Annotated in this window: 21 protein-coding genes and 1 tRNA gene; 10 read left to right on the top strand and 12 right to left on the bottom strand. The window is 70.4% G+C overall.

Translation table 11 applies throughout. The features are described from left to right. Positions 1-34: 34 nt before the first annotated feature. The 3 genes from LDO26_RS05525 to LDO26_RS05515 form a co-directional block, all read right to left on the bottom strand. On the bottom strand, positions 35-865 hold the full coding sequence (locus LDO26_RS05525; RefSeq protein WP_232130071.1) for a hypothetical protein: 831 nt from the start codon (positions 863-865) through the stop codon (positions 35-37). Between the two features lie 4 nt (positions 866-869). Further along, the gene (locus tag LDO26_RS05520) at positions 870-1,766 is read right to left on the bottom strand and encodes an acyl-CoA thioesterase (protein ID WP_232130070.1); all 897 of its coding nucleotides are present in this window, start codon (positions 1,764-1,766) and stop codon (positions 870-872) included. A 286-nt stretch (positions 1,767-2,052) separates the two neighbouring features. Further along, the gene (locus tag LDO26_RS05515; RefSeq protein WP_232130069.1) at positions 2,053-2,625 is read right to left on the bottom strand and encodes an N-acetylmuramoyl-L-alanine amidase; all 573 of its coding nucleotides are present in this window, start codon (positions 2,623-2,625) and stop codon (positions 2,053-2,055) included. Between the two features lie 23 nt (positions 2,626-2,648). Here LDO26_RS05515 and LDO26_RS05510 point away from each other — a divergent pair, with 23 nt between their 5' ends. From LDO26_RS05510 to rlmKL, 3 genes are all read left to right on the top strand, one after another. Further along, positions 2,649-3,149, top strand: a complete 501-nt coding sequence (locus LDO26_RS05510) for an MOSC domain-containing protein (protein ID WP_232130068.1) — start codon at positions 2,649-2,651, stop codon at positions 3,147-3,149. Between the two features lie 17 nt (positions 3,150-3,166). Continuing rightward, the gene (locus LDO26_RS05505; protein WP_232130152.1) at positions 3,167-3,706 is read left to right on the top strand and encodes an alpha/beta hydrolase; all 540 of its coding nucleotides are present in this window, start codon (positions 3,167-3,169) and stop codon (positions 3,704-3,706) included. Between the two features lie 120 nt (positions 3,707-3,826). After that, a complete protein-coding gene (gene rlmKL, locus LDO26_RS05500; RefSeq protein ID WP_232130067.1) occupies positions 3,827-6,040 on the top strand; it encodes a bifunctional 23S rRNA (guanine(2069)-N(7))-methyltransferase RlmK/23S rRNA (guanine(2445)-N(2))-methyltransferase RlmL in 2,214 nt (737 codons plus the stop codon). Positions 6,041-6,271: 231 nt separating this feature from the next. Here rlmKL and phoU read toward each other — a convergent pair whose 3' ends face one another. The 6 genes from phoU to pstS (LDO26_RS05470) form a co-directional block, all read right to left on the bottom strand. Further along, entirely contained in the window at positions 6,272-6,976 is a 705-nt protein-coding gene (gene phoU / locus LDO26_RS05495) for a phosphate signaling complex protein PhoU (protein WP_232130066.1), read from the bottom strand. A gap of 127 nt (positions 6,977-7,103) precedes the next feature. Beyond that, positions 7,104-7,940: a phosphate ABC transporter ATP-binding protein PstB gene (gene pstB, locus LDO26_RS05490; RefSeq protein ID WP_435594037.1), complete on the bottom strand. Its 837-nt coding sequence runs from the start codon at positions 7,938-7,940 to the stop codon at positions 7,104-7,106. 32 nt (positions 7,941-7,972) lie between these two features. Next, positions 7,973-8,860: a phosphate ABC transporter permease PstA gene (pstA, locus tag LDO26_RS05485; RefSeq protein WP_232130065.1), complete on the bottom strand. Its 888-nt coding sequence runs from the start codon at positions 8,858-8,860 to the stop codon at positions 7,973-7,975. Continuing rightward, positions 8,860-9,831 (bottom strand): phosphate ABC transporter permease subunit PstC, encoded by a 972-nt coding sequence (pstC, locus tag LDO26_RS05480; RefSeq protein WP_232130064.1) that lies wholly within the window; start codon positions 9,829-9,831, stop codon positions 8,860-8,862. Before pstC ends, pstA begins: the two co-directional genes overlap by 1 nt. Before the next feature lie 228 nt (positions 9,832-10,059). Continuing rightward, positions 10,060-11,151, bottom strand: a complete 1,092-nt coding sequence (pstS, locus tag LDO26_RS05475) for a phosphate ABC transporter substrate-binding protein PstS (RefSeq protein WP_232130063.1) — start codon at positions 11,149-11,151, stop codon at positions 10,060-10,062. 408 nt (positions 11,152-11,559) lie between these two features. Continuing rightward, positions 11,560-12,594, bottom strand: coding sequence for a phosphate ABC transporter substrate-binding protein PstS (pstS, locus tag LDO26_RS05470; RefSeq protein WP_232130062.1), 1,035 nt, complete (start codon positions 12,592-12,594; stop codon positions 11,560-11,562). A gap of 278 nt (positions 12,595-12,872) precedes the next feature. Between pstS (LDO26_RS05470) and LDO26_RS05465 the strand changes: the two genes are divergently transcribed. Further along, positions 12,873-14,171 carry a porin gene (locus LDO26_RS05465; protein WP_232130061.1) on the top strand — a complete coding sequence of 433 codons (1,299 nt, stop codon included), beginning with the start codon at positions 12,873-12,875 and terminating at the stop codon, positions 14,169-14,171. A 574-nt stretch (positions 14,172-14,745) separates the two neighbouring features. Here the strand turns inward: LDO26_RS05465 and LDO26_RS05460 are convergent. Further along, a tRNA-Ser gene (locus tag LDO26_RS05460) sits at positions 14,746-14,836 on the bottom strand. Between the two features lie 110 nt (positions 14,837-14,946). On the opposite strand from LDO26_RS05460, the gene LDO26_RS05455 reads away from it, so the two are divergent. Then, complete coding sequence (locus tag LDO26_RS05455; protein ID WP_232130060.1) at positions 14,947-15,357, top strand: DUF6165 family protein; 411 nt, start codon at positions 14,947-14,949, stop codon at positions 15,355-15,357. Positions 15,358-15,391: 34 nt separating this feature from the next. Here LDO26_RS05455 and LDO26_RS05450 read toward each other — a convergent pair whose 3' ends face one another. Both LDO26_RS05450 and LDO26_RS05445 read right to left on the bottom strand, forming a co-directional pair. After that, a complete protein-coding gene (locus LDO26_RS05450; RefSeq protein WP_232130059.1) occupies positions 15,392-15,754 on the bottom strand; it encodes a hypothetical protein in 363 nt (120 codons plus the stop codon). Further along, on the bottom strand, positions 15,754-16,824 hold the full coding sequence (locus tag LDO26_RS05445; protein WP_232130150.1) for a glycosyltransferase family 9 protein: 1,071 nt from the start codon (positions 16,822-16,824) through the stop codon (positions 15,754-15,756). The genes LDO26_RS05450 and LDO26_RS05445 overlap by 1 nt, the downstream gene beginning before the upstream one ends. A 25-nt stretch (positions 16,825-16,849) precedes the next feature. On the opposite strand from LDO26_RS05445, the gene LDO26_RS05440 reads away from it, so the two are divergent. The 5 genes from LDO26_RS05440 (at position 16,850) to LDO26_RS05420 (ending at position 20,402) form a co-directional block, all read left to right on the top strand. Continuing rightward, positions 16,850-17,608: a 3-deoxy-D-manno-octulosonic acid kinase gene (locus LDO26_RS05440; protein ID WP_232130058.1), complete on the top strand. Its 759-nt coding sequence runs from the start codon at positions 16,850-16,852 to the stop codon at positions 17,606-17,608. After that, positions 17,608-18,363, top strand: coding sequence for an MBL fold metallo-hydrolase (locus LDO26_RS05435; protein ID WP_232130057.1), 756 nt, complete (start codon positions 17,608-17,610; stop codon positions 18,361-18,363). Before LDO26_RS05440 ends, LDO26_RS05435 begins: the two co-directional genes overlap by 1 nt. Then, the gene (gene moaA / locus LDO26_RS05430) at positions 18,360-19,382 is read left to right on the top strand and encodes a GTP 3',8-cyclase MoaA (protein ID WP_232130056.1); all 1,023 of its coding nucleotides are present in this window, start codon (positions 18,360-18,362) and stop codon (positions 19,380-19,382) included. The genes LDO26_RS05435 and moaA overlap by 4 nt, the downstream gene beginning before the upstream one ends. Positions 19,383-19,647: 265 nt before the next feature. Continuing rightward, the gene (gene moaC, locus LDO26_RS05425) at positions 19,648-20,163 is read left to right on the top strand and encodes a cyclic pyranopterin monophosphate synthase MoaC (RefSeq protein ID WP_232130055.1); all 516 of its coding nucleotides are present in this window, start codon (positions 19,648-19,650) and stop codon (positions 20,161-20,163) included. Next, the gene (locus tag LDO26_RS05420; protein WP_232130054.1) at positions 20,160-20,402 is read left to right on the top strand and encodes a MoaD/ThiS family protein; all 243 of its coding nucleotides are present in this window, start codon (positions 20,160-20,162) and stop codon (positions 20,400-20,402) included. The genes moaC and LDO26_RS05420 overlap by 4 nt, the downstream gene beginning before the upstream one ends. Position 20,403: the final 1 nt, after the last annotated feature.

Raw genomic sequence — 20,403 nt, 5'->3', positions numbered from 1 at the left:
CGGTGTGTCCGCTCCCGTGTGATTGCGCCTGGCTCTACCGGACGGGCCTGTCGTCCGGCAACAGCAGCCAGTCGCGTCCCTCGCGGCGCACGTCCAGGGTGCGCGTGGACGGCGGCGTGCCGCCGTCGCCGGTCACGACATCGACGGTGCCCACGCCCGAGCCGTCGGTGCGGTAGTTGTCGACCGCCAGCGTGGTCGCGGCGCCGGTGCCGGCCGCGCAATCGGACACGGCGCGCAGGTCCGCACGGGCCGCCTGCAGGCGCGCCAGCAGCGCCGGCGCCGGATCCGCGTCATCGACCGCGACGCAGACCGGACCGTCGATCGCGGCGAGTTCCGCGCCGAGCACGGTCTCGGCCAGTGCGGCCGGCACCGCGATCCGGTGCACGCTGGCCTCGACCGTCGGCGGCACCATGTCGAGGTCGGGCGCGACCGGGGTGGCGGCGGCCGGCGCCGGTGCGTCGTCGCCCTGCCAGAGCCGCGGCAGGTAGACCAGGCCGATCACCACGACCGCGCTCCCGAGCAGGACGTAACGGATCTTCGCTGCGCGGCTGAGCCGGCGCTTCGGCGGGACGCTGTCGGCTGCGAATACCACGTCGGCCTGCGGCAGGTAGCCCTGCCGGGACGGCAGCGACTGCAGCAGGCCCGCGCCGCGCAGCAGTTCGCGCGCCTGCGGCTGCTGGTCGGAACGCACCACCCAGACCGCCGGCCGGTCGCCGGTCGGCGTGTCGCGGTAGCTGAAGTTGCCGCGCCGGTTGCCCTTGTACGAGCGGCCGTTGGTGATCTGCACCTCGATGCCGGCCTCGCGCAGCAGGTTGGCCACGCCCTCGACGTTTTCCAGCCGCGCGCTGCTGAAGACCTGACGCATGCGCTCAGCGTTCCGGCTGCGCGGCGGCGTCGGCCACGCGGATCATGCCTTCCTGCGCGGTGCTGGCGACCAGGCGTCCGGCGCGGTCGAAGATCTGGCCGCGGGCGAGGCCACGCGCGTCCTGCGCACTGGGGCTGTCGATCGCGTACAGCAGCCAGTCGTCGACCCGGAACGGGCGATGGAACCACAGCGCGTGGTCGAGCGAGGCCATCTGCACGTTCGGCTGGTAGTAGCTGATGCCATGCGGGAAGGTCGCGGTGCCTAGCAGGTGGAAGTCCGAGGCGTAGGCCAGCAGCGCGCGATGCAGTTCCGGCGCGTCGCCGACCGGATCCGACAGGCGGAACCAGACCTGGTGGAACGGCGGGCGCTTGCTGGGGTTGAGCTCGTCGCGCGGGCTTTCGCCGGGCATGACGACGTGGCGGAACTCGAACGGGCCGGTGCGGTCGAGCCAGCGCCGCACCTTGGCCGGCAGCTTCGCCAGCACCGGGGCGGGCAGCGGGTCCTGCGGTGCGATGTCCTCCGGCGCAGGCACTTCGGGCATCGCCGGCTGGTGCTCGGCGCCGGTTTCCGGGGCCTGGAACGAGGCCGCGCAGAAGAAGATCACCTTGCCGTGCTGGATCGCGGTGACCCGGCGCACCGAGAAGCTGCCGCCGTCGCGGGTGCGGTCGACGTCGTAGACGATCGGTGCGTCGACGTTGCCGGCGCGCAGGAAATACGCGTGCAGCGAATGCGCCGGCCGTGGCGTGGTCATCGTCGCCTGCGCGGCCGACAGCGCCTGGCCCAGTACCTGGCCGCCGAACACGTACTTGGTGCCGATGTCGCGGCTCTGTCCACGGAACAGGTTGTCCTCCAGCCGCTCCAGCGACAGCAGGTCGATCAGTTCGGACACGGGAGGAGTCATGGCAGGAGGCGGAAGCTGGGGGAGGAGGGCGGCGCGGGCCGGCCGGCGATTATAGAAGGCTGGCCCTGAAGGGCGCGGATCGCGCGTTCCGGCGCTTGGGGCATGGAAACATCGGAGCGCAACGCGGCCGGGTGCGCGCGATGACTGCGATGTCTCCGGGCCGGCGGCGGAGCGTCCTCGGGGAAGGCGAACCCCCCGGGCGCCGGGGGCGTGGCCCCGACCTACCGCGCATCGCGGCCCCGGGTCGGGCCGACGCGCCTGACGCATGCGCCGCGGGGACGCCGTTTCAGGGAATGCGCCGCAGCGCAGTGGCGGCGAGCACGCGCGGCCACGGGAACAGGGGACCGGGATCGCGCTTGCGCGGCACGCGCAGCGCGGGGTCGTCGCTGGCCGGCACGCGTTCCCGGTCCAGGTCCTCGTGTCCGGCGATGGTGTGCAGGTTCGGCAGCGTCGCCTGCAGATGTCCGAGCAGTGCGACCAGCGCGTCGACCTGCGGGTCCGGGTAGGCCTCGTCCATCGCCTGGTGGCGCGAGTCGAGCCAGTGCGGGAACCGGCCGCGGTTGACCAGTTCGATGCCGACCGCATGCGCGTTGTGGCCACGCACGTGGTGTGCGACGCGGGTCGCCGGCACGTACTCGACGATGCGGCCGTCGCGGTCGAGGTACCAGTGGCCGCTGTTGCCGGTGCCCGCCTGCGGGTACAGGACGCGCTCGCCGTATTCGCGCGCCGTGGCCAGGTCCGGCAGCTCGGTGCAGTGGATCACGACGAGGTCGATGCCGGCCGCATCGCGCGTGTCCAGGCGGTCCACGTAGGGCAGCGGCTGCCGCTCGATCTGCGGCGTGGACATGGGGTCGGACATGGCCCGGATGCTAGCATTCGCGGATGAGGAATCCGCCGCCAGACTCCGCGCTGCATGCCCTGATGACGCAGTTTCCGCGCGCCGGCCGGGTCGAGTGGATCGGCCTGCGGCCGGCCCGCGACGTGCCAATGCAGGTGGTCGACCGCGCCGTCGCCACGGCCGGCGGCGGCCTCGACGGCGATCGCTACGCCGGCGGCAGCGGCAAGCGTGGCATGACCCTGATCCAGGCCGAGCACCTGCCGGCGATCGCCGCGCTGGCCGGCCACGCGCAGGTCGCACCGGCGACGCTGCGTCGCAACCTGGTGGTCTCGGGCATCCCGCTGGTTGCGCTCAAGGGGCGCCGGTTCCGCATCGGCGCCGTGGTGCTGGAAGGCACCGATCCCTGCGACCCGTGCTCGCGCATGGAGACCGCGCTCGGCGCCGGCGGCTACAACGCGATGCGCGGCATGGGTGGCCTGTGTGCGCGGATCGTCGAAGGCGGCACGCTGCGGGTCGGCGACGCGGTCGAATGGGCGGGCGCATGAGCAGGTCCGGCAACGGGATGCGTTCGGGCGCCACGCGCGGCCACGTGATCCTGTCGCACGGCTTCGAGAGCGGGCCGGATGCGGCCAAGGTCACCGCGCTGGCCGATGCGGCCCAGCGCCTGGGCTGGACCCACGAGCGGCCCGACTACACCGATCTCGACGCGCGCCACGAGGTCGGCCGGCTCGGCGACGTGCCGGCGCGGGTCGAGCGGCTGCTGCGGCTGGCGACAGCCGCCGCGGCGCGCGGTCCGCTGGTGCTGGCCGGTTCCAGCCTGGGCGCGTGGATTTCCGGGCATGTCTCGCTGCGGGTGCCGGTCGCGGGCCTGTTCCTGATGGCGCCGCCGGTGCGGCTCGACCCGCAGCATCCGCTGCAGGCGGCCGACGTGCCGCTGTCGGTGATCCATGGCTGGGATGACGAGCTGATTCCGGCGGCCGACGTGGTCGGCTGGACCGGCGCGCGCCGCGGCCGGCTGCTGCTGGTCGCCGACGGGCACCGGCTGTCGGCGCATGTCGAGGCATCGGCCGACGCGTTCGCCGTGTTGCTGGCGTCGCTGTAGCGACGATCCCTTTCCATCGCAGCCGGGTGCCGATGCGGTCCGCATCGACTGGGCCGCGTAGTCCCGCCGGCACGTTGCGTGCCGTGCGGGAGCGTTCCTTTTCCGAGGTGGTATGTGTCCATGAAATTCTTCGCCAGCTGCGCCAAGGGCCTCGAGTACCTGCTCGTCGACGAGCTGACGGCGCTGGGCTGCACGAAGGCGACGGCGACGGTGGCCGGCGTCAACGTCGAAGGCACGCTGCACGACGCCCAGCGCGCGGTGCTGTGGTCGCGGCTCGCCAGCCGGGTGCTGTGGCCGCTGGCCGACTACGCCTGCGCCGACGAGGACGCGCTCTACGCCGGCGCGCGCGCGCTGCCCTGGCACGAGCACCTCGATGCGACGCTGACGCTGGCCGTCGACGCGCATGTGTCCGGCGACGCGATCACCCATGCGCGCTATGCCGCGCAGCGGGTCAAGGACGCGGTCGTCGACAGCCTGCGCGACAGCAGCGGCGCGCGTCCGGACGTCGACGTCGAGGCGCCGGACCTGCGGTTGAACCTGGTCGTGCGCAAGGGCCGCGCGATCCTGTCGGTCGATCTCGGCGGCGGGCCGCTGCACCGGCGCGGCTGGCGCCGCGCGCAGGGCGAGGCGCCGCTGAAGGAGAACCTGGCCGCGGCGGTGCTGCTGCGCGGTGGCTGGCCGGCGCTGTACGCCGATGGCGGCAGCCTGCTGGATCCGATGTGCGGCAGCGGCACGCTGCTGATCGAGGGCGCGCTGATCGCTGCGGACGTGGCCCCGGGGCTGTCGCGCGATGCGCAGGCGGCGCAGCCGGGCCGGCCGCCGACGCGCTGGCGCGGCTTCGATGCCGCGGGCTGGGCCAGCCTGTACGACGAGGCGCTGCGCCGCGAGCGCGCCGGCCGCCTGGCGCTGCGCGCGGTGTTCTTCGGCAGCGACCTCGATCCGCATGCGATCCGCGCCGCGCGCGAGAACGCGACCGCCGCCGGACTGCGCGATGCGATCCACTGGAACGTGGCCGACGTGGCGATGCTCGAAGCGCCGCATCCGCCGGTACACGCCGCTGTCGCCGCAGGAACCGGTGCGGGCAGCGCGCCGAAGGGACTGGTGGTCTGCAACCCGCCCTACGACGCGCGCCTGGCCGCCGATCCCGCGCTGTACCGCACGCTGGGCGACGCGCTGCGGCGCGCCGTGCCGACCTGGCGCGCGGCGCTGCTGTGCGGCGACGCGGAGCTGGCCCACGCGACCGGCCTGCGCGCGCAGAAGAGGTACCAGCTGTTCAACGGCGCGATCGAGTGCAGCCTGATCGTCTGCGATCCGCTGCAGGTGCCGCAGCGCGCGGCGAGCGACGCGCCACCGGCGCTGTCGGAAGGCGCGACGATGGTCGCCAACCGGCTGCGCAAGAACCTGCGCAAGCTCAAGTCCTGGCGCGACCGTGAGGACGTCACCTGCTATCGCGCCTACGATGCCGACCTGCCCGAGTACGCCGCCGCGATCGACGTCTACATCCAGGCCGATGCGGCGGGTGCGACCGACGCAGGCACGCTGTGGTTGCACGTGCAGGAATACGCCGCGCCGGCGGAGATCCCGGAAGCGGTGACCCGGCGCCGCTTCAACGACGTGCTGGCCGCCGCGCGCGACGTGTTCCGCATCCCGCGCGAGCGCATCGCGGTCAAGACCCGCGCGCGCGGCAAGGGCGGTAGCAAGTACGGGCGCTTCGATGCGCGCCACGAGTTCCTGGTCGTCGAGGAAGGACAGGTGCGGCTGCGGGTCAACCTGTTCGACTACCTCGATACCGGCTTGTTCCTCGACCACCGGCCGATCCGCCTGCGCATCGCCGACGAAGCGCGCGATACCCGGTTCCTGAACCTGTTCGGCTACACCGGCGCGGCGACCGTGCACGCGGCGGTCGGCGGCGCGCGCACGACGACCACCGTCGACCTGTCGGCGACCTATCTGCAGTGGTGCGCCGACAACCTCGCCGTCAACGGCGTCGGCGGGGCGAAGCACCGGCTGGTGCAGGCCGATGCGCTGCAATGGCTGGCGGCGGAGGAGGCGCAGTACGACCTGATCTTCTGCGACCCGCCGACGTTCTCGAACTCGGCGCGGGCCAGCGACTTCGACATCCAGCGCGAGCACGTGCGGCTGCTGCAGCTGGCGGTCGCGCGGCTGGCGCCGGGCGGCGTGCTGTACTTCTCCAACAACTTCCGCCGCTTCCGCCTCGACGAGGCCGCGGTCGCGCGGTTCGCCCGCATCGAGGACATCACCGCGGCGACGATCCCGCCGGACTTCGCGCGCAACGCGCGGATCCACAGGGCGTGGAAACTGATGGCGGCGTGATGCCATGGCATGCCCCGCGGCCGTTGGGCCGGAACCTGCCCCAGGCGAGATCGGACTCGCGTATCGCAGGCGCGCGCGCCTGCTGGCCTGGTGGGATTCGGACGGCGACGGCTTTCCCCGGTTCCGCATCGCGGAGCTTGCCTCTCCGCAGCCTGTCGTCCCTCGCTGTGCCCGGGACGACGAGGGAATGTTCGCAGGCCGGACGCGGCGCATGCCGCGACCGGACCGGTTTCAGCTGACCGTGTTGGTCTCGTCGCGCTTGTCGCGCGGCGGCAGGACGTCGTCGCCGTGGACCAGGAACCAGACGTTCTCGGCGATGTTGGTGGCATGGTCGCCGACGCGCTCGATGTTCTTGGCCATGAACAACAGGTGCGTGCAGGGCGTGATCACGCGCGGGTCTTCCATCATGTAGGTCAGCAGCTCGCGGAACAGGCTGGTGTAGGCGGTGTCGATCTCCGCGTCCTGCGCGCGCACGCGCTGCGCGGCGTCGGCGTCGTTGTCGCGGAACGCCACCAGCACGTCGCGGACCTGCTTGACCGCCAGCTGGCCCAGCGTCGCCAGCCCGCGGGTGTGCGGCAGCGGCGGCGCGAGGTTCAGCGCGGTCGAGCGCTTGGCGACGTTGGCGGCGTAGTCGCCGATGCGCTCGATGTCGGCGGCGATGCGCAGCGCGACCAGGATCTCGCGCAGGTCGCGCGCCATCGGCCCGCGCAGCGCCAGCTTCATGACGTCCTGGCTGATGTCGTGCTCGAGGGCGTCGATCGCCTCGTCGTTGGCGATGATCCGTCCGGCCGCCTTGTCGTCGCGGCGCTCGACGACGTCCAGCGCCGATTCCAGCTGCGCGGCGGCCATCTCGCCCATGCGCAGGATCTCGTGGGTCAGGCGGTTGCGCTCTTCATCGTAGCTCTTGACGATGTGGTCGTTCGGTTGCGTGGGCATGGTTGAAGGCCGGGATTGGGGAGTCGGGATTGGGGAGTCGGAAGAACGGGGAGATCCGTGGTCGGGAGAGGATTCGCTGTCCCGAATCCCCAATCCCGACTCCCGAATCCCGCCGGTCGATTCGGCGTCAGCCGAACCGCCCGGTGATGTAATCCTCGGTCTGCTGCTTCGAGGGGTTGGAGAAGATGGTCTCGGTGGTGTCGTGCTCGATCAGGTCGCCCAGGTACATGAAGGCGGTGAAGTCGGACACGCGCGCCGCCTGCTGCATGTTGTGGGTGACGATGACGATCGTGTAGTCGACCTTCAGTTCCTCGACCAGCTGTTCGATGCGGCTGGTGGAGATCGGATCCAGCGCCGAGGTCGGCTCGTCGAGCAGCAGCACGTCGGGGCGCAGCGCGACCGCGCGGGCGATGCACAGGCGCTGCTGCTGGCCGCCGGACAGGCCCAGCGCGCTCTGTCCCAGCTTGTCCTTGACCTCGTTCCACAGCGCGCCCTGGGTCAGTGCCTGCTCGACACGGTCGGCCAGTTCGCCGCGCGACAGCTTCTCGTGGTGGCGGATCGCGTAGGCCACGTTCTCGAAGATCGTCATCGGGAACGGCACCGGCTTCTGGAATACCATGCCGACCTTGCTGCGCAGGCGGTTCATCGGGTACTTGGGCGAGAGCACGTTCTCGCCGTCGAGCAGCAGCTCGCCGCGCGCCTCCATCTTCGGGTACAGCGCGTAGATTCGGTTGAAGATGCGCAGCAGCGTCGACTTGCCGCAGCCCGACGGGCCGATCAGCGCGGTCACGCGCTTTTCCGGCACGTCGAGGTTGATGCCCTTCAGCGCATGGAAGTCGCCGTAGTAGAAGTCGAGGTTGCGCGCGGAGATCTTCACCGGCGTCGCCGCCTGCGCGTCGCGGGGCTGCATCGCCAGCGAGATGCGCTGGTGCGTCGGCGCGGTCGTGGTGTGGAGGTCGTTCATGGCCGGGTCCAGGTCGAAGGGGGCGTCGGAGGTCAGTCGTTGGCGATGCGGTTGCGCAGGAGCAGCGCACGCGCGCCAAGGCTGACCACCAGCACGAAGCACGTCAGTACCAGCGCGCCGGCCCAGGCCAGCTGCTGCCAGGATTCGTAGGGGCTGCCCGCGTACTGGTACATCACCAGCGGCACGCTGGCCATCGGCTGCATGATGTTGTTGTTCCAGTACTGGTTGCCGAACGCGGTGAACAGCAGCGGCGCGGTCTCGCCGCTGATGCGTGCCAGCGCCAGCAGGATGCCGGTGACGATGCCGGCCGATGCGCTGCGGTAGAGCACCTGCATGATCACCTTCCACTGCGGCACGCCGAGCGACAGCGCGGCCTCGCGCATCTGCGTGGGCACCAGCTGCAGCATCTCGTCGGTGGTGCGCACCACGACCGGCAGCACGATGAACGCCAGCGCGATCGCGCCGGCCAGCGCCGAGAAGCGGCCGCCGGTCTGCATCACGAACAGGGTATAGACGAACAGGCCGAGCACGATCGACGGCGCCGACAGCAGGATGTCGTTGATGAAGCGGACCACGGTGCCGAACTTGCGCGCGCGGCCGTACTCCGACAGCCAGGTGCCGGCGGCGACGCCGAGCGGCGTGCCGATGGCGATCGCCAGCGCACACATCACCGCGCTGCCGAAGAACGCGTTGAGCAGGCCGCCCTCCTGCATCGGCGGCGGGGTCATCTGGGTGAACAACTGCAGGTTGATGCCGCCGGCGGCCTTGGCGATCAGGGTCCAGAGGATCCAGCCGAGGAAGAACAGGCCGAAGGCGGCGGTCAGGCAGCCCAGCAGGATGGCCACGCCGTTGACGATGCGCCGCCGCCGGTACATGCGGTCGGCGACCTGGCGTTCGCGTTCGGTGACGACGGTAGCCATTACTTGCCCTCCTTGCGCGACAGCTGCATCAGCATCAGGCGCGCGATCGCCAGCACCACGAACGTCACGATGAACAGTACGAAGCCGAGCAGCAGCAGCGCCGAGCGGTAGGTTTCGGTGGCTTCGCCGAAGTCGTTGGCGATCAGCGCCGCGATGGTGGTGCCCGGTTCGAGCAGCGACGGCGTCAGGCGGACCGAGTTGCCGATGACGAAGGCCACCGCCATCGTTTCGCCGAGCGCGCGGCCGAGGCCGAGGAAGATGCCGCCGATCACCGCCGAGCGGGTGTAGGGCAGCACGATGTCCCAGCTGACCTCCCACTTGGTCGCGCCGAGCGCATACGCCGATTCCTTCAGCCGCGTGGGCACGGTCAGGAACACCTCGCGCATCACCGAGGAGATGAAGGGGATCACCATGATCGCCAGCACGAAGCCGGCGGTCAGCGTGCCGATGCCCAGCGGCGGGCCGCGGAACAGGACGCCCAGGCCGGGGACCGTGCCGAGGTGGTCGTTGAGCCACGGGGTCACCCACGTGGTCATCACCGGCACCAGCACGAACAGGCCCCACATGCCGTAGATGATCGAGGGGATGCCCGCGAGCAGCTCGATCGCGGTGCCGACCGGCCCACGCAGCCAGCGCGGCGCGACCTCGGTGAGGAAGAAGGCGATGCCGAAGCTGACCGGTACCGCGATCAGCATCGCGATCAGCGCGGTGACGATGGTGCCCAGGATCGGCACCAGCGCGCCGTAGCGGTTCTCGACCGGGTTCCAGTCGGCGGTGGTGAAGAACGACAGGCCCTGGGTGGCGAGCGCGTCGCGGCCGCCCCACAGCATCGACAGCGCGGCGCCGGCCAGCGCCAGCATCACGAACACGACCGTGGCGGTCAGCAGGATGCGGAAGAACCGGTCGGCGCGCGCGTCGCGGATGTCGCGGCGGCTGGGTGCGGGCACGGCGGGAAGGGCGGTGGCGTTCATCGGGAATCCGGATACCTGTTGCGTGTCAGTTCCTGGGAACGGCGCGTCCGTGAAACCGTGCGGCCCGCCCGGGACAACGTGCCGTTTCCTTCCCCCGTGCGCGGGGAAGAAGCCGGAGGCAGGTGGGGAAGCGCGCGGATGCGGACAGGGGTCCGCATCCGGCGCTTCGCGTCTCCTTGCCGCCGGGAGGGCACCCCTTCTCCCGCGTGCGGGAGAAGGGAAGGGACATCACTTGAACTCGGCCGCCCAGTAGGCCTCGATCTGCTGCACCAGCTCCGGCGGCAGCGGCACGTAGTGCAGGGCGCTGGCCTGCTGCTGGCCCGACTCGAACGCCCACTTGAAGAATTCCAGCGTGGCCTTCGAGCGTGCGGCGTCGCGGGGCTGCTTGTGCATCAGCATGAAGTTGGTGGCGGTGATCGGCCAGGCGTCGGCGCCCGGTGCGTTGGTGATCACCAGGTTGAAGTCCTGCGCGCTGGCCCAGTCGGCGGTCGCAGCAGCCGCGGCGAAGCTCTCCTCGTTCGGCTGCACCCAGTTGCCGGCTGCGTTCTGCAGCGAGGCGTAGGGCATGTTGTTCTGCAGCGCGTAGGCCAGCTCGACGTAGCCGATCGAGCCCTTGATCTGCTGCACGTACGAGGCCACGCCCTCGTTGCCCTTGCCGCCGACGCCGCCCGGCCACTGCACCGAGGTGCCTTCGCCGACGCGCGACTTCCAGTCCGGGCTGACCTTGGACAGGTAGTTGGAGAAGTTGAACGTGGTGCCCGAGCCGTCGGAGCGGTGGACGATGCTGATCTTGCCGGCCGGCAGGGTCACGCCGGGATTGAGCGCGGCGATCGCCGGGTCGTTCCAGGTGGCGACCTTGCCCAGGAAGATGTCGGCCAGCAGCGCGCCGGTCAGCTTCAGCTGGCCCGGCTCGAGGCCGTCGACGTTGAGCACCGGTACCACGCCGCCGATCGCCGACGGGAACTGGCCCAGGCCCGCGGCCTCGAGCTCGGCGCTGTCGAGCGGCTTGTCGCTGGAGCCGAAATCGACGGTGCCGGCCTTGATCTGGGCGATGCCGCCGCCCGAGCCGATCGACTGGTAGTTGACCTTGTTGCCGGTGGCGGCGTTGTAGTCGGCCGACCAGCGCGACACCAGCGGATAGATGAACGAGGCGCCGGCGCCGGAGATCTCGGCGGCCACGCGGTCGCCGGCCGGCTGGGCGGCCGCCGGAGCGCCGTCGGCCGTCTGCGCGGGCGGCGCGTCGTTGCCGCCGCTGCAGGCGGCGAGGAAAATCAGGGAGGACAGCGCCAGGGCGCCGATGCGGACCGGATTGCGGGACATGTGATGCTCCATGAGACGGCTGGCGCAGGGCGCCGGCCCGGTCCGCACATGAAATGATGTTTTTGTTTCACCCGTATGACAGCCGACATCGGAAACCGTGACACGGTACCGGGCGGGCCGAGGGCGGCGGGCCCGGATGGCCGTTCACAGGAGACGGGGCAGGACGCGACCGAAGATCGCCAGACGGTTGCCTTGCGGGCACGGCGGCGGGCAGGCAGGTCATTCGTGGCGCCGGGACAGCAGGCAGCGGGTTTTCGCGCCGCCCGCGCCGCCGCGTCGGGCCTGCGGCCGCTTCCACGAAAAAAAACGGGCCCGAAGGCCCGTCAAGGAGGAGAGAGCGTCGGTCCGTGTCGCCGCGCCACGTCGTTGCGGCGTGGCGCGGTCCCCGGTCGAATTCGGGGTCCGGAATCAGTAGTTCGCGTTCTGGGCCCAGTAGCGCTCGATCTGCTGCACGAGCGATGCCGGCAGCGGCACGTAACCCAGTGCGCGCGCCTGCGGGCCGCCGTTGGCATAGATCCAGCGGAAGAAGTCCTGGGCGTTCTTCGCGCCGGCGCGGTTGCGCGGCTCGCGATGCATCAGGATGAAGTTGGTCGCGGTGATCGGCCAGGCGTTCTCGCCCGGGGCGTTGGTCATCACCAGGTGGAAGTCGCGCGAGGACGCCCAGTCGGCGCTGGCGGCCGCTGCCGAGAACGTCTCCTCGCTCGGATTGACGAAGTTGCCGGCAGCGTTGCGCAGGCGCGAGTAGGCCAGCTGGTTCTGCAGCGCGTAGGACAGCTCGACGTAGCCGATGCCGCCCTTGATCTGCTTGACGTAGGCGGCAACGCCCTCGTTGCCCTTGCCGCCGATGCCGACCGGCCAGCGCACCGTGGTGCCTTCGCCGACATCGTTCTTCCAGTCCTGGCTGACCTTCGACAGGTAGTTGACGAAGTTGAAGGTCGTGCCCGAGCCGTCCGAGCGGTGGACGACGGTGATGCGGGCGTCGGGCAGGTTGATGCCGCCGTTGAGCGCGGCGATCGCCGGGTCGTTCCAGCGGGTGATCTTGCCGAGGAAGATATTGGCCAGGGTCTCGCCGTCGAGCTTCATCGCACCGGCGGCCACGCCCTCGACGTTGACGATCGGCACCACGCCGCCGATCACCGACGGGAACTGCACCAGGCCCGAGCGCGACAGCTCGGCGGGCGGCAGCGGCGCGTCGGACGAACCGAAATCGACGGTGCCGGCCTTGATCTGGGCGATGCCGCCGCCCGAGCCGATCGACTGGTAGTTGACCTGCTTGCCGGTCGCCGCGCGGTAGTCGGACGACCAGCGGGTCATCGCCGGATAGACGAACGAGGCGCCGGCACCGGTGACGTCGTTGGCGACGGCCGTGGGCGCGAACGCGGCGTTGACGAGGATGGCCGACAGCGCGAGCGCCGCGAACCGGTTCTTGAGAAATGCGTGCATGGGGTTCCCTGGAGTGAGGACGGGCACAGGCGCCGTGCGGCGTATTTCACGGCAGCTTCGTGACAATCGCGCGTCGCAACGATGACGCCGTGATGACTGCCGGCGGCGGCCGCCGCGCCGCGGCCGGCGGCATTTGTCATCGATTCGTCATCTGGGTGCCATCGATCTGTCAGCAAACCTGCGCAGTCTGCGCACGCTAACAGTCGCTTAACGCCCCCGGCGGCGCCGGAGCGGCGCGCGGCGCGTCATCCAGTCCTCACCATCCACGGGAATCCACCATGCGTCATTCCATCCTGGCCACCTCGCTCGCGCTGGCCGTCGCGTCCGTCACGTTCTCCGCCTCGGCCCAGGACCGCGACGCGGAAGTCGCCGCGCTGCGTGCCCAGCTGGCCGAGCTGCAAGCCAAGGTCGACGCGCTCGAGGTGCGTACCGACGCGCAGTCGGACATCAACATCGGCACCCAGGAAAGCCTGGACAAGATCGCCACCACCACGCCGGTGGTCGAGACCAAGGGCGGTCTGAAGGTCACCTCGGCCGACAAGAAGTTCGAGTTCTCCGCCGGCGGCCGCATCCACTTCGACGCCTACGCGTTCGACCGCGACATCGCCGACACCACCGGCACCAGCGAATTCCGCCGCGCGCGCGTGACCCTGCAGGGCAAGGCCTACGGCTGGGAATACAAGTTCGAGCAGGACTTCGCTGCCGGCACCGGCCTGGACGGGTTCCGCGACGTCTACATCGCCAAGTCCGCGCTCGGCGGCAAGTTCACCGTCGGCCACTTCAAGCCCTACCGCTCGATGGAGGAGCTGACCAGCTCCAACGAGATCCTGACCATGGAGCGGCCGTTCTCGTCGGCGACCGGCCTGTTCAGCGGCCGCCAGTTCCAGCAGGGCGTGGGCTATCTGCGCGCCGACGGCAACTACACCGCCGGCCTGTCGGTGTTCAACCTGCGCAGCGCCTCGGGCAGCCGCAACGAGGGCTTCGGCGCCGCCGGCCGCGTCACCTACGCGCCGATCAACACCGAGGACAGCACGCTGCACTTCGGTGGCTGGGCCAGCCAGGAAAACCTCAACAAGGGTTCGGCCGACTTCTCGGCCGTCGCCAACTACGCCGGCCGTCGCGGCCCGGCGCAGACCATCGCCACCACCACCGGCGCCAGCGGCAACCAGGTCACCGCCTACGGCATCGAGGCCGCGGGTTCGTTCGGCCCGCTGTTCTTCCAGGGCGAGTACGCCAACGCCACCTTCGGCCAGCCGATCGGCCCCGACCAGGACGTCGCCACGTGGTACGTGCAGGGCAGCTGGCTGCTCAACGGCGGCCACAAGGCCTACAAGCCCGGCAACGGCATCTTCGCCTCGCCCAAGGTCACCGATCGCGGCCTGTGGGAACTGGTCGCGCGCTACGACACGATCGAGAACAAGGACATCGCCAACCGCGACGTCAGCAGCTGGATCCTCGGCATGAACTATTACGTCAATCCGAACCTGCGCTTCATGTTCAACTACACCAAGGGCGACAACACCGTCACCGGCGACGAGACCGGCCAGTACGCGCTGCGCACGCAGTTCAGCTTCTGATTCCCCCGGATCCTTCCATTGCGTGACGAAAAAGCCCCGGTCATGCCGGGGTTTTTTCTGACTGCCTGCCTGGGTCGGTGCTACGCGGCGGACGTGCATGGCATCAGGATTCATGAGCTGTCCGGGATTCGGCGAAGACCCTGTTCCGAGGGGCTTCTCCCGGAGAAGGTATTGGCCCGCAGCCGAGGACGACGCAAGCAAAGCTGTGTAGGAAGGGACTCGACGCGGGTTGGGACCCGCCTCTCGACAGCACGAATCAGGCGCCTTGCCGGCCCGGGACGAGGGATGGATTACGGACAACCCCGGACCACATTTTCGCCCTTCAGATTGGGCGAAAGAATCCACGAAGGCGACGAGGCCCTACTGTCGGGGACAGGCCGGATCCCGCCCGGCATGGCTGCTGCACACCTGCTGCCGGCAGGCGATTCCGGAGACGGAATTCGCGGCGGGGCATTTGCGCAGGGCTTCCTGCAGTTCGGGCGAGCCGGTGTCGAGGGCATTGCCGTTGGCATCGCGGTCGAGCAGGTCCTGGATCAGGAACGAAAAACGCCCCTTGCGGGGCGCTTCGCGTTTCTGGCGGAGAGGGGGGGATTCGAACCCCCGAGGCGCTATAAACGCCTGCCTGATTTCGAGTCAGGTACATTCAACCGCTCTGCCACCTCTCCAGAACTGGCCGGCGCGCGTGGCGGGCCGGGGGCGCAATGATACGGGCGGGGCGGGCGCTCGACAAGCTGTCGGCTACACTGGCGGGCCCATCGTTGCAGAAGCTGGTGCCATGTCCGAAATCCTCGTGCCCGTGTCGTTCGGTGAGCTGCTCGACAAGATCGCGATCCTGCAGATCAAGTCCGAGCGCATGACCGATGCCGCCAAGCTGGCCAACGTCCGCAACGAACTGTCGGCGCTGGAGAACACCTGGATGGCGCATTCGGCCGCCGGCCACGACATCGCCGAACTGCGCGCCCAGCTCAAGGCCGTCAACGAGCGCCTGTGGGTGATCGAGGACGACATCCGCATCAAGGAGAAGGCGCAGGCCTTCGACGAGGAGTTCATCCGCCTGGCGCGCAGCGTGTACTTCGAAAACGACGAACGCGCGCGGATCAAGAAGGACATCAACCTGGCGCTGGGCTCGGACTACGTCGAGGAGAAGTCCTACCAGGACTACCGCAGCGACGCCGGGACGCCCTGAACCGGCCCGGTGCGCGGGCCGCGGGCGACGCGGGTCAGGAACCGGCGCCGCGCGATTTCTGGCCGATGTACTCGTCCATGCGGCTCAGCAGCCGCCACCATTCCGAGCCGTCTTCGCGGAAGGTGCGCACCGCGCCGGCGCGGACCAGGATGCGGCGCAGTTCGTCGTCGTCGAAGCCGCCCAGGTGCTTGCGCAGCACCTCGAACGAGCGGTCGGTGTAGCCCTTGTGGCCGAGGAAATGCCGGGCGGTGTCCTCGGCCATGAACTCGGTCTTGTACTGTTCGCGCAGGCGCGCGAGCTGCTGGGCGTGCAATTGGCGGTTCAGCGCGTAGCTGATGCCGCCGCCGACCAGGGCGCCGATCAGCGAGGACAGGGCACCGGCGATCATCGGGTCCATCAGCGCGTTTCCTGCAGGTCCGCACGGCGCCGCTCGAAGGCGGCGATCGCGTCGTCGACGGTGACCAGGGCCATGACGTCGTCGAACTCGATCTTGGTGCCCCATTTCAGCTCGGATGCCGGCTTGCCGAGGTACTTGCGCGCGGCGTCGTCGTAGCGGTCGACGCAGAAGCGGCGGTCCGAATACGGCCCGCTGCGCGCCGGGTTGCTGGCCGCGTGCAGGCCCAGCACCTTGGTGCCCATCGCGTTGGCGATGTGCATGGGGCCGGAATCGGGCGTGACCAGCAGCTGCGCGCGGGCCAGCAGTGCGGGCAGCTGCTTCAGCGTGTCCTTGCCGACCAGGTCCAGTGCCGGCGCCTGCAGCGCCGCGAGGATCGCGTCGGCGGTCCGGCGCTCCAGCTCGCTGCGGCCGCCGCACAGCACGATGCGCCAGCCGGCCGCGGCGGCGTGGTCGGCGACGGCGGCGTAGCGGTCGGGCATCCAGTTGCGGCGCTGGTGGCTGGAGCAGGGCGAGATCATCAGCGTCGGCGTGCCGTCGTCGGGCCATTGCGCGGCGGCCCATGCCCAGGCCTCTTCAGGCACCGGCATGTCCCAGACGACCTTGGTCTGGCGCAGGCCCAGCGGCTCGCAGAAGCTGCCGATCGCGTCGAGCACGTGGATGCCGGGCCGGTCGGGGATCCGCTCGTTGATGAACAGGCCGTGCAGGTCCTTGGACCGGCTGCGGTCGTAGCCGACCCGGCGCCGCGCGGGGATGAATGCCGATAGCAGGTTGGCGCGCGCCGCGACCTGCATCTGCAGCAGCGCGTCGAAGCGCCGGCCGGCGAACTGGCGGCGCAGGGCGCGCATGCCGGCCAACCCGGTCTTCTTGTCGTAGACGGCGAACTCGACCCCGGGCAGGCCGTCGAGCAGGCGCTGTTCACCTTTGCCGATGACCCAGGTCAGGGCGACGTCGGGCCAGGCCCGGCGCAGGGTGTGGACCAGCGGCAGCACGTGGGTGACATCGCCCAGCGCCGACAGCCGCAGCAGGCAAACGGTGCGGAGTGCGGGCGGGGCGCCGGCTGTCGGGGGAATCGCCAAGGCTTGCTAGACTCGCGGGATGACCAGATTCGATCCCAGCGAGAGCCTGACGCCGATTCCGGCGAACGGCCGCGCGGGGGCGTATGGCGCCATTCTGTTCGACGGCACGCAGCTGCGGCAAGCCGATCCGCGCTGGTTCGACCCGGCCCTGTGGGGCGAGCGCGCGCAACGCGTCGACGGCAGCGGCCGCGGCGGTGCGTGGTTCATCGATGCCTCGCACGGGCCCTGCGTGCTGCGGCAGTACCTGCGCGGTGGCCTGGTCGGCCGTTTCAACCGCGACCTGCACCTGTGGCGCGGTACCCGGCGCGTGCGCAGTTTCGTCGAGTTCCGGCTGCTGCGCGAGCTGCTGCGCCGCGACCTGCCGGTGCCGCAGCCGATCGCCGCCAGCTACCTGCGGCGCGGATTGGCCTACCGGGCCTGGATCCTCGTCGAGCGGCTGGCCGACGTGCGCTCGCTGGCCGAGCTGGCCGCGGAATCCGCCGACGATGCGCCGTGGGAGCAGACCGGCCGGCTGATCGCGCGCTTCCATCGCGCCGGGCTCGACCACGCCGATCTCAATGCCCACAACATCCTGTTCGACGGCGTCGGCAAGGGCTGGCTGATCGATCTCGACCGCGGCCGCCTGCGGATTCCCGAGACCCGCTGGCGCGAGCGCAACCTCGCCCGGCTCAAGCGCTCGCTGCTGAAGCTGCGCGGCGCACGCCCGGAGGCGGACGTCGAACGCGATTTCGCACGCCTGCGCCGCTCCTACGACACCCTGTGGAGCCGGGGCACCTGATGTCCTGGTCGCTGCGGTTCCAGGGCGTCGGCAACGCGTCGGCGACCGCGCTCGGCTCGCCGATGGCGACGATCGAGCGCGACGGCGTGCCATGGCTGACGATCGACTGCGGCAGCGAGGGGCTGACCACCTATCTCGACCACTACGGCGAGGCGCCGCGCGCGCTGTTCGTGACCCATACGCACCTGGACCATGTCGGTGGGTTCGAGCGGCTGTTCGTCGACGGCTGGTTCGATCCGGCACGACGCGGCCGCATGCCGGTGTACGTGCCGGCAACCGTGGTGCCGCTGCTGCACCGGCGCGTCGGCGATTATCCGAACGTGCTGGCGGAGGGCGGGGCGAATTTCTGGGAGGCGTTCCGGCTGATTCCGGTCGGCGACGCGTTCTGGCACGAAGGCCTGCGCCTGGAAGTGTTCCCGGTGCGCCACCACTGGCCCGAGACCGCCTACGGCCTGCGCCTGCCGGGCAGCCTGGTCTGGAGCGGCGACACCCGCCCGGTCCCGGAAATGCTGGCGCGATTCGCCGGCCGCGACGAACTGGTCGCGCACGACTGCGGCCTGCACGGCAATCCCTCGCACAGCGGCATCGACGACCTGGCGCGCGAGTACGCGCCGGACCTGCTCGCGCGTTGCGTGCTGTACCACTACGCCTCGCAGGCCGATGGCGACGCACTGGCCGCGCGCGGACATCGCGTTGCGCGGCCCGGCGACGTATTGCCGCTGCGCGCGCCGATATCGGCGGGGACGCCGGCATGAGCGCGCTGCCCGCTCCGCCGAGCGTTCCGCTCGACCGCCGCGGGCGGCCGCTGCGCGACCTGCGGCTGTCGGTCATCGAAGCCTGCAACTTCCGCTGCGGCTACTGCATGCCGGCCGACCGCGTGCCCGAGGGCTACGGTTTCGACCAGGCCGGGCGGCTGTCGTTCGACGAGATCGAGACCCTGGTGCGCGGCTTCGTCCGGCTGGGCACGCACAAGCTGCGCCTGACCGGCGGCGAGCCGCTGCTGCGCAAGGGCCTGCCGGCGCTGGTCGCGCGGCTGGCGCGGATTCCCGGTATCGACGACCTGGCGATGACCACCAACGCCTCGCTGCTGGCGCGGCATGCGCAGGCGCTGCGCGATGCCGGCCTGCAGCGGTTGACGATCAGCCTCGACGCGCTGGATCCGGCGCTGTTCCGCGCGCTGTCGGGCGGGCGGGGCGAGATCGCCGACGTGCTGGCCGGCATCGATGCCGCCGAGCGCGTGGGCTTCGGGCCGATCAAGTTCAACTGTGTGGTCCAGCGCGGCGTCAACGACCACGAGGTCGAACGCATGGCCGCGCATTTCCGCGGCAGCGGCCACGTGTTGCGCTTCATTGAGTACATGGACGTGGGCACCTGCAATGGCTGGGACCGCGCGCGGGTGGTGCCGTCGCGGGAACTGCGCGACCGCCTGCATGCGCGCTGGCCGCTGCATGCGCTGGATGCGAACTATCGCGGCGAGGTCGCCGAGCGCCATGCCTTCGACGACGGCGCCGGCGAGATCGGCTTCATCAGTTCGGTCACCGCGCCGTTCTGCGGCGACTGCCGGCGGGCCCGGGTTTCCGCCGACGGCAGCCTCTACACCTGCCTGTTCGCCGGCCGCGGCCATGACCTGCGGCCGGCGCTCGCCGAAGGCGAGGCCGCGTTCTCGGAGCGCCTGGCGGCCCTGTGGATGCAGCGCGCCGACCGCTACAGCGAGCTGCGCGGCAGCCCGCGCGCGCCGCGCCGGCATGTCGAGATGTTCCTGGTCGGCGGGTGACCGGCGGACGATCGGGGCATTGCGCCCTTTGCGGGTGGATGGTGCCCGAAGGGCGGATGGGGGCGTGCGGCCGCTGGAAGCGCCCTCATCCGGCGCTGTGCGCCACCTTCTCCCGTTTATGGGAGAAGGGAAGGCCGGCGAACGCGACGACAAGTGGTTGCTTGCGCATGGGTCCCGCGCGCAATGGCGGCGGTGTTTTCCCTCCATCGGGGCACGCCAGACACCGGTGCCGGTACCATCTGGGGTTTCCGCCGATGTCCGACGCATGAACGCCGCCAGATCGTCTCCCGCCTTGACCCACCTCGACGCCGACGGCCGACCGGCGATGGTCGACGTGTCCGGCAAGGTCGCGACCGCACGCGCGGCGACCGCGGAGTGCCGCGTGCGGTTTCCGGTCGACGTCGCCGACCAGCTGCACCGCAACGGGCTGAAAAGCGCCAAGGGCGGCATCGTCGATACCGCGATCATCGCCGGCACGATGGCGGTCAAGCGCACCCACGAGCTGATCCCGTTCTGCCATCCGCTGCCGATCGACGGCATCCGTTTCGCGATCGACTGGCACGACGCCCGCACGCTGCGCATCGAATGCACGGTCAGGACCGTGCACCGCACCGGCGTGGAGATGGAGGCACTGACCGGCGCCACCGTCGCCGCGCTGACGGTCTACGACATGTGCAAGGCGCTGTCGCACGCGATCGTGCTGGGGCCGGCGAAACTGGTCGGCAAGCGTGGCGGCAAACGCGATGTCGGCAAAGTCGCCGGCAAGGAGAAGACGCCATGACCGATGTCCGCCTGCTGTATTTCGCCAGTCTGCGCGACCAGGCTGGCTGCGCCGAGGAGACGCGTCAGACCACCGCGCCCGACCTGCGCACGCTGTATGCCGAGGTCCAGGCACTGCACGGCTTCGCCCTGCCGGTCGAGCGCCTGCGCGTCGCGGTCGACGGCGCGTTCGCGCACTGGGACGACCCGCTGCGCGACGGCAGCGAGATCGCGTTCATCCCACCGGTCAGCGGAGGCTGAG

The sequence above is a fragment of the Proluteimonas luteida genome (assembly GCF_021191695.1).
Lineage (GTDB): Bacteria > Pseudomonadota > Gammaproteobacteria > Xanthomonadales > Xanthomonadaceae > Luteimonas > Luteimonas luteida.
Note: the sequence above shows the minus strand (reverse complement) of the source record. Positions and strands in the feature narration are given on the sequence as shown.

Coding starts and splice junctions, on each gene's coding strand:
- LDO26_RS05525 (WP_232130071.1), bottom strand. CDS start 865: ATGCGTCAGGTCTTCAGCAGCGCGCGGCTGGAAAACGTCGAGGGCGTG.
- LDO26_RS05520 (WP_232130070.1), bottom strand. CDS start 1,766: ATGACTCCTCCCGTGTCCGAACTGATCGACCTGCTGTCGCTGGAGCGG.
- LDO26_RS05515 (WP_232130069.1), bottom strand. CDS start 2,625: ATGTCCGACCCCATGTCCACGCCGCAGATCGAGCGGCAGCCGCTGCCC.
- LDO26_RS05510 (WP_232130068.1), top strand. CDS start 2,649: ATGAGGAATCCGCCGCCAGACTCCGCGCTGCATGCCCTGATGACGCAG.
- LDO26_RS05505 (WP_232130152.1), top strand. CDS start 3,167: ATGCGTTCGGGCGCCACGCGCGGCCACGTGATCCTGTCGCACGGCTTC.
- rlmKL (WP_232130067.1), top strand. CDS start 3,827: ATGAAATTCTTCGCCAGCTGCGCCAAGGGCCTCGAGTACCTGCTCGTC.
- phoU (WP_232130066.1), bottom strand. CDS start 6,976: ATGCCCACGCAACCGAACGACCACATCGTCAAGAGCTACGATGAAGAG.
- pstB (WP_435594037.1), bottom strand. CDS start 7,940: ATGAACGACCTCCACACCACGACCGCGCCGACGCACCAGCGCATCTCG.
- pstA (WP_232130065.1), bottom strand. CDS start 8,860: ATGGCTACCGTCGTCACCGAACGCGAACGCCAGGTCGCCGACCGCATG.
- pstC (WP_232130064.1), bottom strand. CDS start 9,831: ATGAACGCCACCGCCCTTCCCGCCGTGCCCGCACCCAGCCGCCGCGAC.
- pstS (WP_232130063.1), bottom strand. CDS start 11,151: ATGTCCCGCAATCCGGTCCGCATCGGCGCCCTGGCGCTGTCCTCCCTG.
- pstS (WP_232130062.1), bottom strand. CDS start 12,594: ATGCACGCATTTCTCAAGAACCGGTTCGCGGCGCTCGCGCTGTCGGCC.
- LDO26_RS05465 (WP_232130061.1), top strand. CDS start 12,873: ATGCGTCATTCCATCCTGGCCACCTCGCTCGCGCTGGCCGTCGCGTCC.
- LDO26_RS05455 (WP_232130060.1), top strand. CDS start 14,947: ATGTCCGAAATCCTCGTGCCCGTGTCGTTCGGTGAGCTGCTCGACAAG.
- LDO26_RS05450 (WP_232130059.1), bottom strand. CDS start 15,754: ATGGACCCGATGATCGCCGGTGCCCTGTCCTCGCTGATCGGCGCCCTG.
- LDO26_RS05440 (WP_232130058.1), top strand. CDS start 16,850: ATGACCAGATTCGATCCCAGCGAGAGCCTGACGCCGATTCCGGCGAAC.
- LDO26_RS05435 (WP_232130057.1), top strand. CDS start 17,608: ATGTCCTGGTCGCTGCGGTTCCAGGGCGTCGGCAACGCGTCGGCGACC.
- moaA (WP_232130056.1), top strand. CDS start 18,360: ATGAGCGCGCTGCCCGCTCCGCCGAGCGTTCCGCTCGACCGCCGCGGG.
- moaC (WP_232130055.1), top strand. CDS start 19,648: ATGAACGCCGCCAGATCGTCTCCCGCCTTGACCCACCTCGACGCCGAC.
- LDO26_RS05420 (WP_232130054.1), top strand. CDS start 20,160: ATGACCGATGTCCGCCTGCTGTATTTCGCCAGTCTGCGCGACCAGGCT.